Origin of the sequence: Streptomyces sp. NPDC058985 (assembly GCF_042740985.1) — a bacterium.
GTDB lineage: Bacteria > Actinomycetota > Actinomycetes > Streptomycetales > Streptomycetaceae > Streptomyces.
In genome coordinates, this window is sequence record NZ_JBHYJX010000047.1 from 32,549 (window position 1) to 47,547 (window position 14,999).

A 14,999-nucleotide genomic window follows, 5' to 3' on the forward strand; every position below is an offset into this window, starting at 1 on the left:
TCAGTCCTTTACCGCTCCGCCGAGGCCGGAGACGAGTCGTCGTTGCGCGAGTACGAAGAAGACCAGCACCGGAATCGTCATCACCGTGGACGCGGCCATGACGCCGCCCCAGTCGGGATCGTCCGGCTTGTAGAAGACCAGCAGCGCCATCGGCAGCGTCGACTGCGAGGTGTCGCTGATGATGAACGACTTGGCGAACAGGAAGTCGTTCCAGGTCGAGATGAAGGAGAAGACACTGGTCGCCACCAGGCCCGGGAAGACCAGCGGGAAAAGGATCTGCCAGAGGAATCGCGACCGGCTCGCCCCGTCCATGTAGGCCGCCTCCTCCAGGGCTTCCGGCACCGCTTTCACGAAGCCCCGCAGCATCCAGATCGCGAAGGGCAGCGAGAAGGCGATGTGGGGCAGGATCAGCGACCCCAGGGTGTTCAGCTGACCGGCGTCCCGCATGAGGAAGAACAGCGGGATCGTGAGCGCCTCCACGGGCACCATCTGGGCCACCAGGAACATGATCAGCAGGGTGGTCCGGAAACGGAACCGGAATCGCGTCACCGCCGTCGCCGCGAGGAACGCGATCAGCGCCGAGGCGACCACGACGGTGCCCGCCACGAGCAGACTGTTGAGAAAGTAACGGCCGAATTCCTGCTGCCCGAAGACCCGCCGGAAGGAATCCAGCGTGGGCGTCAGCGTCCACGGCCGCGGCTCGGTCGACTCGATCTCACCGGCCGGTTTGAAGGCGCTGAGCACCATCCAGTAGAGCGGGAAGGCCACCACGACCGCGATCAGCAGCGCCGACGCCTCGGCCGCCAGCCGCCACGGACGGCGCACACGCGCGCGCGGGAGACGCACAAGACGCGGTGGAAGATTCACAGTTCCTCCCCCTGGCGGCGCAGCAGCCGCAGGTAGACCAGCGTCACGGCGAGCAGGATCAGCAGCATCACGACGCCGATCGCCGAGCCGAGGCTGTACTGCGAGGACGCGAACGCCTTCTGGTAGGCGTAGACGTTGAGGACCAGGTTCTGGCCGGCGATGCCGCCGCCGTTCGTCATGACGTAGATCTGGGTGAAGACCTTGAAGTCCCAGATGACCGACTGGATGGTGACGACCACCAGGATCGGCCGGAGCATCGGCGCCAGCACCGAGCGCCAGATCCGCCACTGCGAGGCGCCGTCCAGCGCGGCCGCCTCCAGCACCTCCGCGGGCACGGCCCGGATCCCGGCGTAGACGGTCACCATGACGAACGGGAAGGAGCACCAGACCACTTCGAGCAGGACGAGCAGGAAGGCGCTGTAGCGCCCGTACGTCCAGGAGTGGTCGCCGAGCCCCAGCATCCGGTTGACCGGCCCGAAGTCCGGGTCGAACAGCAGCAGCCACACGGTCGACCCGGTCACCGCCGGGGTCGCCCACGCGCCGAGGGCGGCCAGCATCAGCACGAGCCGCGGCACGGCCCGCACCCGCGTGAGCAGCACGGCCAGCGCACACCCCACGGCGAGCGTGGACACCACGCAGGCGGCGGCGAACACGACGGTGGCGAGCAGCACACGCCAGAACTCCCCGTCCCCGAACAGCTCCGCGTAGTTCCCGAACCCCCGGAAGGTGGTCGCCTCCCCACCGGACACCTGCGCCTGCGTGTACTCCAGAAAGGAGATCAGCCCGAGCTGGTAGACGGGGTAGACGAGCAGCCCGCCGAGGACGACGAGAGCGGGCGCGAGATAGATCCAAGGGGTCCTGGACGCGCCCCCGAAGGGGCGCGGGGAACTGCGCGAAGTACCCCGACGCACTCGCACCCGCCCCCGAACAGCACCACCCGAGCTGTGAGGCGAAACCGTCATCCGGCGGAGCCAAACGCGTCGTCCATCTTCCGAGCCGCGTCCCCAGCGGCAGCGCCCACGTCCTTCTTGCCGCTCACGACCTCCTGGAACATCGTCGGCAACACCTGCGAGGAGTCGATCGTCGCCCAGGCCGGCGAAGCCGGAACGAACTTCGTACCGGCGCCGAGCGTCTCGACGAACGGCTTGACGAACGGCTCCTCCTTCGCCACCTGCTGCCGCACGTCCGTGAAGGTCGGCAGGAAGCCCATCGCGTCGAACAGTTCGGCCTGCGCCTTCTTCGACGCGAGCCGCTTCATCAGGTCGACGGCGAGGGTGCGGTGCGAGGTGCTCTTGAGGACGCCGATGTTGTTGCCGCCCGCGAAGGCCGGGGCTATGGAGCCGGGCTCGACGCCGGGCAGCGGCACGACCGCGTACTTGCCCTTCACCTTGCCGGCCTCCACGGCCTGGTGGCTGAAGTCGCCGCCGATCGCCATGGCCGCCTTGCCGGAGGCGAAGGCGGTGACGGTGTCGTTGCCGCCCATGCCGGCGCACTTGGCGGCCGGGCAGTTGTCGTCGCCGAACAGGGACGTGTACGCCTCGATGCCCTTGCGGGCGGCGGCGCTGTCGATCGCCGAGGCGTACGAGCCGCCCTTGCCGGTGGCGAGTTCGCCGCCGTTGGCCCAGATGAAGGGCATCGCGCCGTAGGTGTAGGCGCCGCCGACCGCGAGGCCGTACAGGCCGGGCTCGGCCGCCCTGACCTGCTTCGCGGTGGACGCCACCTCCGCCAGCGTCCGGGGGACGTCGAGGTTCAGCTCCTCGAAGACGTCGGTGCGGTAGTAGAGGGCGCGGACGCCGACGAAGTAGGGGGCGCCGTAGACCTTGCCGTCGACGGTGACCGACTGGCGGGCGGTGGGGTCGGTGTCCTTGGCCTCGTCCCAGTCCCCGAACTCCTCGGTCACGTCGGCGAGTCCGCCGTCCTTCACGTAGCCGGCCGTGTCGGTGTTGCCGAACTCGATGACGTCCGGGGCGCTCTTGGGGTCGTTGAAGGCGGCCTTGATGCGCTGGGCGCGGGTCTCCACGGGGATGTACTCGACCGTGACGTCGGTGTCCGCGTGTGCCTTCTCGAACTCGGCGAGGACCGCGTCGACGACCTTCTCCTTGGGCTTGGTGTCGACTTCCTGGAAGAGCCAGACCCGGAGCGTGCCGCTCTTCTCGTCCTTGCCGGAAGAGGAGTTGTCGGATGTCTGGGGGGCGCAGGCGGTCGCGGAGACGACGGCGACGGCGAGCAGGAGGGCCAGGCGTGGGGCGAGCTTCATGGAGTGTTTCCTCCGGACGTGCGTTGCAACATATGCAATGACGGTTTCGCTCTGCACAACAGTCAGGAGGGTAGGGAGTACATGAACATGTCCACAAGAGGTCTGAACCAGTTAGTGACGCGGGGGCACCGCACCCGGAACGCACAAAGGCCCCCGGAGTGCGCGCGGGCACACTCCGGGGGCCTTCGGGGCAGTCTCTGCGGGGGGGGGGACCGCTACTTCTTGTCGCCGCCCTTGCCCTCGTCCCCGCCGCCGCTCATGGACTCGTAGATCTCCTTGCACATGGGGCAGACCGGGTACTTCTTGGGGTCGCGGCCCGGCACCCAGACCTTGCCGCACAGCGCCACGACGGGAGTGCCGTCGAGGGCGCTCGCCATGATCTTGTCCTTCTGGACGTAATGGGCGAAGCGCTCGTGGTCGCCGTCGCCGTGGGACGTCTGCGGCGTCGGCTCAACGAGGGTCCCCGTACCAGTCCCGCGCTCGGGCTCGAGAGTGCTCATAGACGCCAAGGGTACTGAAGCTCACACGCTTCAGTTGAGCGACGGGTCGTCCGGATACGTGGCCACCATCGCCAGGTCGCCCCGCTGGCGGCGCAGGACCTCGCGCCACAGCCGCTCCGGGAAGGGGGAGGAGATGTCGCCGGGTTCGGACTCGACCACGTACCAGGCACCCTCCGCCAGCTCGTCCTCCAGCTGGCCCGGCCCCCAGCCGGCGTACCCCGCGAAGATGCGCAGGGCGCCCACGGCGGGCGCCAGCAGCTCCGGCGGCGCCTCCAGGTCGACCAGGCCGATCGCGCCGTGCACCCGGCGCCAGCCCAGCGGCACGCGCTCGCCGGACGCCCCGCCCGGGACGACGGCGACCCCGAGGGCCGAGTCGAGCGACACCGGGCCGCCCTGGAAGACCACGCCCGGTTCGCCGGCCAGGTCCGCCCAGTCCTCCAGGATGTCGCCCACGCCGACCGGTGTGGGACGGTTGAGGACGACACCGAGGGAGCCCTCCTCGTCGTGGTCGAGAAGGAGCACCACCGCACGCTCGAAGTTCGGGTCCGCCAGGGCGGGCGTTGCCACGAGCAGCCGCCCCGTGAGCGAGGACACCTCGGTCATGCCTGACATGATCCCGCATGTTCCCCTCCCGTGGGGAGGCAATCGGGGGCACGGGGGTGAACACGCACCCCGCGCACGCTCCACGGCCGTGACCCCCCGTGCGCGCCGGGGAACGCCGCGTGTTGTGACGAATCCATGACGTAGCCCGACCATGCACAGGCTTACAGAAGGGGGGTACAAGGCGATTACCCTTTCCCTTCTGGCCCCTGCCCGAACCCACGGAACGCGAGATTCATGACCGTCAACGGCGCTGATGACGTACTGCTTGTCCACGGCGGAACCCCGCTGGAGGGCGAGATCCGGGTCCGCGGTGCGAAGAACCTCGTGCCGAAGGCCATGGTGGCCGCCCTGCTGGGCAGTGCGCCGAGCCGGCTGCGCAACGTGCCGGACATCCGCGACGTGCGGGTCGTACGCGGACTGCTGCAACTGCACGGGGTGACGGTCCGTCCGGGCGACGAGCCCGGCGAGCTGGTGATGGACCCGACGCACGTGGAGAGCGCGAACGTCGCCGACATCGATGCCCACGCGGGTTCGTCGCGCATCCCGATCCTGTTCTGCGGCCCGCTGCTGCACCGTCTCGGCCACGCCTTCATCCCGGGCCTGGGCGGCTGTGACATCGGCGGCCGGCCCATCGACTTCCACTTCGACGTGCTGCGGCAGTTCGGCGCGAAGATCGAGAAGCGGGCGGACGGCCAGTACCTGGAGGCCCCGCAGCGGCTGCGCGGCACCAAGATCCGGCTGCCCTACCCGTCCGTCGGCGCGACCGAGCAGGTGCTGCTCACGGCCGTGCTGGCCGAGGGCGTCACGGAGCTGTCCAACGCGGCGGTCGAACCGGAGATCGAGGACCTGATCTGCGTCCTGCAGAAAATGGGCGCGATAATCGCGATGGACACCGACCGCACGATCCGCGTCACCGGCGTGGACGAGCTGGGCGGCTACACCCACCGCGCCCTGTCGGACCGCCTGGAGGCCGCGTCCTGGGCGTCGGCGGCGCTGGCGACCGAGGGCGACGTCTACGTCCGCGGCGCCCAGCAGCGGTCGATGATGACGTTCCTCAACACCTTCCGGAAGGTGGGCGGCGCCTTCGAGATCGAGGACGAGGGCATCCGCTTCTGGCACCCGGGCGGCAGGCTCAAGTCCATCGCCCTGGAGACGGACGTGCACCCCGGCTTCCAGACGGACTGGCAGCAGCCCCTGGTGGTCGCGCTGACGCAGGCGACGGGCCTGTCCATCGTCCACGAGACGGTCTACGAGTCCCGGCTGGGCTTCACCTCCGCGCTCAACCAGATGGGTGCCCACATCCAGCTCTACCGCGAGTGCCTGGGCGGCTCCGACTGCCGCTTCGGCCAGCGCAACTTCCTCCACTCGGCGGTCGTCTCCGGACCGACCAAGCTGGAGGGCGCCGACCTGGTCATCCCCGACCTCCGCGGCGGCTTCTCGTACCTGATCGCCGCCCTCGCGGCCCAGGGCACCTCCCGGGTCCACGGCATCGACCTGATCAACCGCGGCTACGAGAACTTCATGGAGAAGCTCGTGGAGCTGGGCGCGAAGGTGGAGCTGCCGGGCAAGGCACTCGGCTAGACAGCGCGAGCCATGCCGATGGGGCGGTCACCCGGAGTCCGGGTGACCGCCCCATCGGCGTTGTGCTGTGCGCCCCGAAGGGGCGCGGGGAACTGCGCGACCAGCCACGACCGGCCCGCGGTCGTACGACGGCCCGCAGTCACCCGGCACTCCGGGCGGAGCGCTTACTTGCCCTTGGCGGCTTCCTTGAGCTTGCTGCCCGCGGAGACCTTGACGCTGTAGCCGGCCGGGATCTGGATCGGCTCGCCGGTCTGCGGGTTGCGGGCGGTGCGAGCGGCACGGTGGGTGCGCTCGAAGGTCAGGAAGCCGGGGATCGTGACCTTCTCGTCGCCCTTGGAGACGATGTCGCCGACGACGTCGGCGAACGCGGCCAGCACGGCGTCGGCGTCCTTGCGGGTCACCTCGGCGCGGTCGGCCAGCGCGGCCACCAGCTCACTGCGGTTCATGTTGTTACTCCCGTGTTCTTCTTGCCGTTGAGGCGTGCCACGCGGCGGAGCCGCATGTTGGGCACAGCGATGCCGATGCTGCCAGGGGCCTCTGACACTCCCCGGACCCGGGTCGGTCGTCGGACCCTCGCGCCCAGGGAGGCATCCTGCCTCCACCTGCGGCGGTAAAGCCAATCCGGCACCCCCAGGAGTCGTGAGAACACCCTTGGGAGTCACACGATGAGAGGGCCTGAGCCTTGCGCCACACTAGAGGGCCGTCCGAGGCGTGCCGCCGCGCGACGCGCCGGTGGAGCCGCCCGTGGTGGTGATCCTCACCACCACGCCACAGGCCGTCTGCCCCCGCCCGGGGAACCTACGCCACCCCTTGGGCGGACTTCGCCGCCTCGCGCACGGCGCCCGCGACGGCACCGGCGACCTTGTCGTTGAAGACGCTCGGAATGATGTAGTTCGGGTTGATCTCGTCCTCGGTGACGACGTCCGCCAGGGCGTGCGCGGCGGCCAGCATCATCTCGGTGTTGACCGTGCGCGACTGGGCGTCCAGCAGACCGCGGAACACGCCCGGGAAGACCAGCACGTTGTTGATCTGGTTCGGGAAGTCCGAGCGCCCGGTGGCGACGACCGCCGCGGTCTGACGGGCGACGGCCGGGTCCACCTCGGGGTCCGGGTTCGCGAGCGCGAAGACGATCGCGCCGTCCGCCATGGCGGCCACGTCGTCGCCGTCCAGGACGTTGGGGGCCGACACGCCGATGAAGACGTCCGCGCCGTGCACGGCCTCCTTGAGGGTGCCGGTGAGACCCTCGGGGTTGGTGTTGTCGGCGATCCACCGCAGCGCCGACTCGGGCGCGGCGTCGACCAGGTCGGCGCGTCCGGCGTGCACGACGCCGTGGATGTCGGCGACGACGGCGTTCTTCACCCCGGCCGCGAGCAGCAGCTTGAGGATGGCCGTACCGGCGGCGCCGGCGCCGGACATGACGACCCGTACGTTCTCGATGCCCTTGTTCACCACACGCAGGGCGTTGGTCAGGGCGGCGAGGACGACGATGGCGGTGCCGTGCTGGTCGTCGTGGAAGACGGGGATGTCCAGGGCCTCGCGCAGCCGGGCCTCGATCTCGAAGCAGCGGGGCGCGGAGATGTCCTCCAGGTTGATGCCCGCGAAGCCCGGGGCAATGGCCTTGACGATCTCGACGATCGCGTCGGTGTCCTGGGTGTCCAGGCAGAGCGGCCAGGCGTCGATGCCGGCGAACCGCTTGAACAGCGCCGCCTTGCCCTCCATCACCGGCAGCGCGGCCTTCGGCCCGATGTTGCCCAGGCCCAGCACGGCGGAGCCGTCCGTCACGACCGCAACGGAGTTGCGCTTGATGGTCAGGCGGCGGGCGTCCTCGGGGTTCTCGGCGATCGCCATGCAGACGCGGGCCACGCCCGGCGTGTAGACCATGGAGAGGTCGTCACGGTTGCGGATGGGGTGCTTCGACGCCATCTCGATCTTGCCGCCGAGGTGCATCAGGAAGGTACGGTCCGAGACCTTGCCCAGGCTGACGCCGTCGATGCCCCGCAGCTGCTCCACGATCTCGTCGGCGTGCGAGGTCGAGCCCGCGGCGATGGTGACGTCGATGCGGAGCTTGTCGTGGCCGGAGGCCGTGACGTCGAGGCCGGTGACGGATCCGCCGGCGGACTCCACCGCGGTGGTGAGCTGCGAGACGGCGGTTCCGCCCGCGGGCACCTCCAGCCGGACCGTCATCGAGTAGGAGACGCTGGGCGCCGTTGCCATGGCCGACTTCCTCTGCTTTCACCGTGTAACTGGGTTGTGCCGTCCGATCGTCGCACCTACCACCGAGTACGCGGTAGCCGCCCCGGATTGCGAACTTTGTGTTCGCGACCCTCTTTCGGAAAACAACTTCCACCATACGAGAAGTTGCGCGTCGAGGAAAGAGGCCACCGCAACACGCCGAGCGGCCCGCCAAGGAACCCGCGGGACGGGAATTGCCTTGCGGGGATCGTTTGTTACCTTGGACGTGGCACCGGCTCGATCCAAGCCCCCGGGCCCAACCATCGTCGCTACGAGCGACCACTTGCCGCGAGGCGAGCATGGCGGGTCGGTGCCACCTGAGCGAAGAGACGAGAGGCCCGCGCCAGTCAACGGCGCGGGCCTCTCGTACGTCCGCCTCAGTCGCGCAGCAGGTCCGGCACCCCTCGGGCGTCGGGCTCGTCCCGCTCGCAGGAGACCACCGTGAGCTGCTGGGTGGCCCGGGTCAGGGCGACGTACAGGACCCGCAGCCCGGCGGGGGACTCGTCGGCGATCTCGGCCGGGGAGACGACGACCGTGGCGTCGTACTCGAGCCCCTTCGCCTCCAGGCTGCCGAGCGCCACCACCCGGTCGCCGAGCCCGGCCAGCCGGCGCCTGGCCTCCTCGCGCCGGTTCATGGCGACCACGACGCCGACGGTGCCGTCCACGAGGCCGAGCAGCCGGGCCGCCTCCGCGCGGACGGTGTCGAAGAGGGAGTCCTCCGCGACGACGAAGCGCGGCTCCACGCCGGTCGAACGCACGGCCGACGGCGAGGTGGCGCCCGGCATGGCGAGGGCGAGCACCTTGGCCGCCAGTTCGGCGATCTCCGCCGGGTTGCGGTAGTTCACCGTCAGCTCGAAGCGGCGACGCGGCCGTGAGCCCAGCGCCTCGTCGCGGGCCTGGGCCGCCTCGTCGGGGTCGGACCAGGAGGACTGGGCCGGATCGCCCACGACGGTCCAGGTGGCGTGCCGGCCGCGGCGGCCCACCATCCGCCACTGCATCGGGGTGAGGTCCTGCGCCTCGTCCACGATGACGTGCGCGTACTCGGTGCGTTCCTGCGCCAGCCGCTCGGCGCGCTCCCACTGGGTCTCCTCGCGCTGCGGCATCAGCTCGTCCAGGCCGGTCAGCTGGTCCAGCGGGTCCGCCTCGCGCCGCTTGCGGGGGCGGGCCGGGGTGCCGACGATCGCCTGGAGTTCGTCGAGCAGGGCGACGTCGTGCACGGAGCGGCCCTCGCGCCGCAGCGATCGGGCCACCTTGCGGACCTCGCCCGGGTTCAGGACGCGCCGGGCCCAGCGGCCGAGGCGCCGCTCGTCCGCCATCGCCGCCAGGACGGCGCCCGGGGTCAGCTCCGGCCACCAGGCGTCCAGGAACTCGGTGAAGGAGTCCTCGGAGCTGACGTCCTCGTCGAAGGAGGAACGCAGCTCGGCGGCCAGCTCCGGGTCGCTGTGCCGGGTCCCGGCACCGGACTTCTCCCACAGGGCGTCCAGGAGCAGCCGGCGGGCGCGGGGGCGCAGCAGGTTGACCGGGGCGGTGCCGCCGAGGACGGTGCGGCGGACGGAGGCCAGTTCCTCGGCCTCCAGTTCGAGTCGGCGGTTGAACGCGACGACCCTCAGCAGGGTCGGCGAGTCGGCCGGCTCCAGCGCGCCGCGCGCGGCGTTGCGCAGCACCCGGAGCATCCGCGAGGACCCCTTGACGCGGGCGGTGGCCGGGGAGTCGTACAGCGTGGCCTCGCCGGCCGCCGCGTCGTCGGCCAGGGAGCCGATCGCCCGGATGGCGACCTGGCCCTCCTCGCCGAGGGAGGGCAGCACGCCCTCGGTGTACGCCACCAGGAGCGGGGTCGGCGAGACGATCAGGATGCCGCCCGCGTACCGGCGCCGGTCCTGGTAGAGCAGGTACGCCGCGCGGTGCAGGGCGACGGCGGTCTTGCCGGTGCCGGGGCCGCCCTCGACGTAGGTCACGGAGGCGGCGGGGGCGCGGATCACGCGGTCCTGCTCGGCCTGGATGGAGGCCACGATGTCCCGCATGGTGTGCGTGCGGGCCTGGCCGAGCGCGGCCATCAGGGCGCCGTCGCCCACCACGGCCAGTTCCTCGCCGGCCAGCCGGGCCGTGACCTCGGGCCGCATGAGGTCGTCCTCGACGCCGAGGACGCGCCGCCCCTTGGAACGGATCACCCGGCGGCGCACGACCCGGCCCGGATCGACCGGCGTGGACCGGTAGAAGGGGGCCGCGGCGGGCGCCCGCCAGTCGATGACCAGCGGCGCGTACTCCGCGTCCAGGACGCCGATGCGGCCGATGTGCAGGGTCTCGGCGATGTCGGCGGTGTTGTCGGGTCCGAGGGCGCCCTCGGCGGGCTCGACCGCCGTGTACGCGCCGTCCGGGCCCTTCTTGCCGTCCTTGCCGAGGAGCAGGTCGATGCGGCCGAACAGGAAGTCCTCGAACTCGTTGTTCAGGCGGTTGAGGTGGATGCCGGCCCGGAAGACCTGCGCGTCGCGCTCGGCCAGCGCGCCGGGCGTGCCGACGTGACCGCGCTGGGCGGCGTCGTGCATGAGGAACTCGGCCTCGTGGATCTTCTCCTCCAGGCGGCGGTACACCCGGTCGAGGTGTGCCTGTTCCACGCTGATCTCTCGGTCCCGTACGGAGTCCTCCCGTACGGGGTCGTGCACCGAGCCGACCGCTGAATCCTGTTGAGCCTGTGCGGCCACCGGGCCCCCTTCTGACGTGCTGGGCAGCCGTCAAAGGTACGCGAAGGGGGGCCCGGAAGCCACGGCACGCCTGGGAACCCGGCTACGCGTCCACCTCGACCAGCCGTTCGCCGTCGAAGGTCATGACCTCGAAGTGGTCGATCTGGTTGGGGTCGAAGGCGGCGCCGCCGTGCACGTAGAGCGGCTTCTTGGCCTTCTCCGTGGTGGCGTCCGGGATGCCGTAGCCCCAGTCGGGCACCGTCCAGGAGCTGAGCGTCTCGCGCTCGCCGTTCTTGCCGACGGCGATCAGGGAGCACTTCTCGGGCCCCTTGACGTTCTTCAGCTCCAGGACCGCCTCGGTGCCCCAGGCCTTCTTCTCCAGGGCCACGGTGGCGCTGACCTCGGTGGCCGGGTCGGTGGCGGTGACCCGGTCGGGCATCGCGGCGAAGGCGGACTCGGCGGGGCTGCCGGTCTGCTCCTGCGAGGCCTCGGTCTTGCGCCCGCCGTCGTCGTCGCCACCGCCGCCGCCCGTGGTCGCCACGGCGGCGAACGGGCCGCCGATGATCAGCGCGGCGGCGGTGCCCACCAGGTAGAAGTTGCGCCGGCGCTTGCTCGCGCGGCGCTCGGCGACCTCGTCGACGAGCTTCTCGGACAGCCGTGGGCTCGGCCGGGCGGTGAGCGACTCGGCGATGGCCGGCGTACCGGCGCCGGGCAGGTCCGCGAGCGCGGCCATCATCGGTTCCATCCCGGCCAGCTCGTCGAGTTGCTGGGCGCACCACTCGCAGGTGGCGAGATGTGCCTCGAAAGCGGTTGCCTCCGCGTCGTCGAGGATCCCGAGGGCATAGGCGCCGACGGTCTCGTGTTCGTTCGGCGCCGGTGATCCCTCCATGGGGACAGAATTACCCGTATCCCCCGGACCGAATCCCTGAACTCCCCCGTACCCGCTCATCACGCCGTCACCCCCCGCTCCTCCAGTGCCAGCTTCATCGAACGCAGGGCGTAGAACACCCGGGAGCGAACGGTGCCGCTGGGTATGCCCAGTGTCTGCGCCGCCTCATTGACGGTACGCCCCTTGAAGTACGTCTCGACGAGGACCTCACGGTGAGCCGGGGTCAGGTCGTCGAGCGCGTCCGACAGCGTCATCAGCCACAGCGCCTTGTCGATCTCGTCCTCCGCGGGGATGACCTCCAGCGGCGACGGATCGACCTCCTGCGGCCGGGCCTGCCGGCTGCGGTGGCCGTCGATGACGATGCGCCGGGCGACCGTCACCAGCCAGGGGCGTACCGATCCGGTCGCACGGTTGAGCTGACCGGCGTTCTTCCAGGCACGGATGAGCGTCTCCTGGACGACGTCCTCGGCGCGCTGCCGGTCCCCCGCGACCAGCCGCAGCACATAGGCCAGCAAGGGGCCGGCGTGCTCGCGGTAGAGCGCGCGCATCAGCTCCTCGTCGGGTTCCGAGGACGACTGGGACATGCGATGTCGGGCCCTCGCACCACGTTCATTGGCCACGACGGAATCCTTGCGCACGCCCACCTCCGATGTCCGGGGGTTCCCCCAGTCGGTCGCTCGCCCATTCGGTACGGACGCGAAGTGCGGGGTGTTCAAAGTGAGATGACAGTTTTCTCGGGACGGTGTCACGAACGGGGCGTGGCGGAACTTATCGGGCGAGGGCGGCGCGGCGGCGGTGCCGGGCGACCCGCTCGCGGTTCCCGCAGACCTCGCTGGAGCACCAGCGCCTGCGGTGCCCGCGGGAGGTGTCCACGTAGAGGATCGGGCAGTTGTCGCCCTCGCACTGCCTGAGGCCGGCCCGCGCCACGGGGTCGGTGAGCAGTTCCACGGCGTCCCGGGCGAGGGCGCCGAGCAGCGCCGCGCACTGGGGCGGCCCGGTCAGCTCACGGGTCAGCGCGCCGTCCTCGCCGTGCACCGCGCGCGGGGCCGGGGGCGCGGCCAGGGCCAGGTCGTTGACGCGGGCCAGCGCGAGGTCGTAGCGGCGGGTGCGGGGGGTCGGCCGGGCGCGCACCAACCGGGCGGTCTCGCGGCGCAGTTCGCGAAAGCCGGTCAGCCAGGTGGCGTCGGCGTGGGCCAGCGGGGTGCCGGGCGGGACGAGCCCGGAGCCGGCGATCCAGGCGCGCAGTACCGCCACGGAGCCGAGGCGTTCGACGGGGTGGGTGGTGGCGATGAGGTCAAGGCAGATCCGCCCGGTGTCGAAGCGCAGCTCGTACGGGTCGGTGGCCGTACTCATTGCCATGTTCCTGTCACCGCCTGGAGGTGGCCCGCCGGGACACGGGCTGGGAAGGGGAGCAGGTGGACCGCTCCCTCTACAGTGCCTGCCCGCACTCGCGCCCGGAACCCCTCGTACCGGTGAGGCGTGGACGCGTACGCGCGCGCCCGCGCACGGGGGCGGCGTCCGGCACACCGCGCATGGCGTGCCCGCGGCCCTGGGTGTGGCCTGTGGCCCTCGTGTGGCCCGTGGCCTGGAAGTGGGCCGTGGCCCGCGGCCGAACGCCGGGGCCTCGTGGCCGGGCCTGTGGCCGAACGGTGGGGCTCGAGGCCGTGGCCGAACGGTGGGGCTCGAGGCCGTGGCCCGTATCCGTGCGGGGAGGTCCGCGGCCTGTGCCCCGTCACCCTGGCCGGACACCCGCACCCCGTGACCCGTCACCTGGCGCCTCGCACCCCGTGCGCCCTCACCGCGAGCGGACGCCCAAGCCCGATGGCCCCTCACCATCGCCGGACGCACGCGGCCCTTCCCGGGGGGCCTTTCCCGGGGGGGGCGGTCCCGGGGGGCCGTTCCCGGGGGCCCCTCCCGGGGGGGCCGGTCCCGGGGGCTGGTCCCGGGGGGGGCCGGTCCCGGGGGGGGCCGGTCCCGGGGGGGCCGGTCCCCGGGGGGGGCCGGTCCCGGGGGGGGCTGGTCCCGGGGGGGCCGGTCCCGGGGGCTGGTCCCGGGGGGGCCGGTCCCGGGGGCTGGTCCCGGGGGGGCCGGTCCCGGGGGCTGGTCCCGGGGGCCCGGGGGGGGCGCCGGTCCCGGGGGCTGGTCCCGGGGGGCCGGTCCCGGGGGCCCGGGGGGGCCGGTCGCCTGTGGCCCCGTGCCCGTGGCCCCGTGCTCGTGGCGTGCCCCGTCACCCGTCCTCTGTCGTGTACTTGGCGTCCGTCGCCGGGTCCAGGGCCAGGCGGTAGCCGCGCTTGACCACCGTCTGGATCAGCTTCGGAGCGCCGAGGGACGTGCGCAGGCGGGCCATCGCCGTCTCGACGGCGTGTTCGTCGCGGCCGGTGCCGGGCAGGGCGCGCAGGAGTTCCGCGCGGGACACCACCCAGCCCGGCCGCCGGGACAGCGCCCGCAGCAGGGACATGCCGGCCGGCGGTACGGTCCGCAGCTCCCCGTCGACGAGCACCGCGTGTCCCCGGATCTCCAGCCGGAACCCGGCCACCGGCAGGGCCCGGGACCGCCCCGGGAGTTCCTGGCACAGCAGCTGGACGAGCGGGCCGAGCCGGAAGCGTTCGGGCGCGACGGTGTCGACACCGTGCGCCTGGAGCGGCACCGCGGTGACCGGTCCGACGCAGGCGGGCAGCACGTCGTGGCCGAACGCGGCGAGCAGTTCGGGCAGCAGACCGCGCTCCTCGGCGCGGCCGAGGAGCGAGGACGCGGCGGGCGCGCTGGTGAACGTCACGGCGTCCACGCCCCGCGACACGGCGGCGTCCAGCAGCCGGTCCACGGGCCCGAGGTCCTCCGGCGGCAGCCACCGGTACACGGGCACGCCGACGACCTCGGCACCCCCCTCCCGCAGCGCCTCCACGAACCCCGGCAGCGGCTCGCCGTGCAGCTGTACGGCGATCCGGCGGCCGTCGACGCCCTCCTCCAGGAGCCGGTCGAGCACCTCGGCCATGGACTCCGACGACGGCGACCACCGCTCGGTCAGTCCCGCCGCCCGGACGGCGCCCTTGACCTTGGGCCCGCGCGCGAGGAGTTCGACCGCGCCCAGCCGCTCCAGCAGGGCGTCGCCGAGTCCCCAGCCGTCGGCTGCCTCGACCCAGCCCCGGAACCCGATGGCGGTGGTGGCGACGACGACGTCCGGTGCCTGGTCGATGAGCTGCTTGGTCGCGGCCATCAGCTCACTGTCGTCGGCCAGCGGCACGATCCGCAGCGCCGGTGCGTGCTGGACGGCGGCACCGCGCCGCTGGAGCAGGGCACCCAGTTCGTCGGCCCGGCGGGCGGCGGTCACACCCACGGTGAATCCGGCCAGGGGCCCGTGGTCAGGTCGCTGCTGTTCGTCGTCCATCGCTCGC

Annotated in this window: 13 protein-coding genes; 1 reads left to right on the top strand and 12 read right to left on the bottom strand. The window is 71.8% G+C overall.

The window, feature by feature from the left end; translation table 11 throughout:
• From ACFW01_RS31205 to ACFW01_RS31225, 5 genes are all read right to left on the bottom strand, one after another.
• Entirely contained in the window at positions 1-867 is an 867-nt protein-coding gene (locus tag ACFW01_RS31205) for a carbohydrate ABC transporter permease (RefSeq protein ID WP_384509235.1), read from the bottom strand.
• Positions 864-1,829, bottom strand: a complete 966-nt coding sequence (locus tag ACFW01_RS31210; protein ID WP_161328405.1) for a carbohydrate ABC transporter permease — start codon at positions 1,827-1,829, stop codon at positions 864-866. Before ACFW01_RS31210 ends, ACFW01_RS31205 begins: the two co-directional genes overlap by 4 nt.
• A complete protein-coding gene (locus ACFW01_RS31215) occupies positions 1,826-3,124 on the bottom strand; it encodes an extracellular solute-binding protein (RefSeq protein WP_384509238.1) in 1,299 nt (432 codons plus the stop codon). The genes ACFW01_RS31210 and ACFW01_RS31215 overlap by 4 nt, the downstream gene beginning before the upstream one ends.
• A gap of 215 nt (positions 3,125-3,339) precedes the next feature.
• Positions 3,340-3,624: a DUF3039 domain-containing protein gene (locus ACFW01_RS31220; RefSeq protein ID WP_030402030.1), complete on the bottom strand. Its 285-nt coding sequence runs from the start codon at positions 3,622-3,624 to the stop codon at positions 3,340-3,342.
• Between the two features lie 30 nt (positions 3,625-3,654).
• Complete coding sequence (locus tag ACFW01_RS31225; protein WP_234961130.1) at positions 3,655-4,227, bottom strand: YqgE/AlgH family protein; 573 nt, start codon at positions 4,225-4,227, stop codon at positions 3,655-3,657.
• A 234-nt stretch (positions 4,228-4,461) separates the two neighbouring features.
• On the opposite strand from ACFW01_RS31225, the gene murA reads away from it, so the two are divergent.
• A complete protein-coding gene (gene murA / locus ACFW01_RS31230) occupies positions 4,462-5,808 on the top strand; it encodes a UDP-N-acetylglucosamine 1-carboxyvinyltransferase (protein WP_234961131.1) in 1,347 nt (448 codons plus the stop codon).
• A gap of 164 nt (positions 5,809-5,972) precedes the next feature.
• Here murA and ACFW01_RS31235 read toward each other — a convergent pair whose 3' ends face one another.
• The 7 genes from ACFW01_RS31235 to ACFW01_RS31265 form a co-directional block, all read right to left on the bottom strand.
• Entirely contained in the window at positions 5,973-6,254 is a 282-nt protein-coding gene (locus ACFW01_RS31235) for an HU family DNA-binding protein (protein WP_003990598.1), read from the bottom strand.
• Between the two features lie 352 nt (positions 6,255-6,606).
• Positions 6,607-8,022 (bottom strand): NAD-dependent malic enzyme, encoded by a 1,416-nt coding sequence (locus ACFW01_RS31240; RefSeq protein ID WP_234961132.1) that lies wholly within the window; start codon positions 8,020-8,022, stop codon positions 6,607-6,609.
• Positions 8,023-8,417: 395 nt separating this feature from the next.
• Positions 8,418-10,739 (bottom strand): UvrD-helicase domain-containing protein, encoded by a 2,322-nt coding sequence (locus ACFW01_RS31245; protein ID WP_234961133.1) that lies wholly within the window; start codon positions 10,737-10,739, stop codon positions 8,418-8,420.
• Positions 10,740-10,821: 82 nt separating this feature from the next.
• Positions 10,822-11,607, bottom strand: a complete 786-nt coding sequence (locus tag ACFW01_RS31250; protein ID WP_234961134.1) for a zf-HC2 domain-containing protein — start codon at positions 11,605-11,607, stop codon at positions 10,822-10,824.
• Positions 11,608-11,666: 59 nt separating this feature from the next.
• On the bottom strand, positions 11,667-12,191 hold the full coding sequence (locus ACFW01_RS31255; RefSeq protein ID WP_007450155.1) for a sigma-70 family RNA polymerase sigma factor: 525 nt from the start codon (positions 12,189-12,191) through the stop codon (positions 11,667-11,669).
• A 184-nt stretch (positions 12,192-12,375) separates the two neighbouring features.
• Complete coding sequence (locus ACFW01_RS31260) at positions 12,376-12,966, bottom strand: ABATE domain-containing protein (RefSeq protein ID WP_234961135.1); 591 nt, start codon at positions 12,964-12,966, stop codon at positions 12,376-12,378.
• Positions 12,967-13,834: 868 nt separating this feature from the next.
• Complete coding sequence (locus tag ACFW01_RS31265; RefSeq protein ID WP_234961185.1) at positions 13,835-14,992, bottom strand: uroporphyrinogen-III synthase; 1,158 nt, start codon at positions 14,990-14,992, stop codon at positions 13,835-13,837.
• Between the last annotated feature and the right edge of the window lie 7 nt (positions 14,993-14,999).

Excerpts from the sequence above, each read along its gene's own strand:
- ACFW01_RS31210 (WP_161328405.1), bottom strand. The coding sequence starts at position 1,829 with ATGACGGTTTCGCCTCACAGCTCGGGTGGTGCTGTTCGGGGGCGGGTG.
- ACFW01_RS31215 (WP_384509238.1), bottom strand. The coding sequence starts at position 3,124 with ATGAAGCTCGCCCCACGCCTGGCCCTCCTGCTCGCCGTCGCCGTCGTC.
- ACFW01_RS31220 (WP_030402030.1), bottom strand. The coding sequence starts at position 3,624 with ATGAGCACTCTCGAGCCCGAGCGCGGGACTGGTACGGGGACCCTCGTT.
- ACFW01_RS31225 (WP_234961130.1), bottom strand. The coding sequence starts at position 4,227 with ATGACCGAGGTGTCCTCGCTCACGGGGCGGCTGCTCGTGGCAACGCCC.
- murA (WP_234961131.1), top strand. The coding sequence starts at position 4,462 with ATGACCGTCAACGGCGCTGATGACGTACTGCTTGTCCACGGCGGAACC.
- ACFW01_RS31235 (WP_003990598.1), bottom strand. The coding sequence starts at position 6,254 with ATGAACCGCAGTGAGCTGGTGGCCGCGCTGGCCGACCGCGCCGAGGTG.
- ACFW01_RS31240 (WP_234961132.1), bottom strand. The coding sequence starts at position 8,022 with ATGGCAACGGCGCCCAGCGTCTCCTACTCGATGACGGTCCGGCTGGAG.
- ACFW01_RS31250 (WP_234961134.1), bottom strand. The coding sequence starts at position 11,607 with ATGGAGGGATCACCGGCGCCGAACGAACACGAGACCGTCGGCGCCTAT.
- ACFW01_RS31255 (WP_007450155.1), bottom strand. The coding sequence starts at position 12,191 with ATGTCCCAGTCGTCCTCGGAACCCGACGAGGAGCTGATGCGCGCGCTC.
- ACFW01_RS31260 (WP_234961135.1), bottom strand. The coding sequence starts at position 12,966 with ATGGCAATGAGTACGGCCACCGACCCGTACGAGCTGCGCTTCGACACC.
- ACFW01_RS31265 (WP_234961185.1), bottom strand. The coding sequence starts at position 14,992 with ATGGACGACGAACAGCAGCGACCTGACCACGGGCCCCTGGCCGGATTC.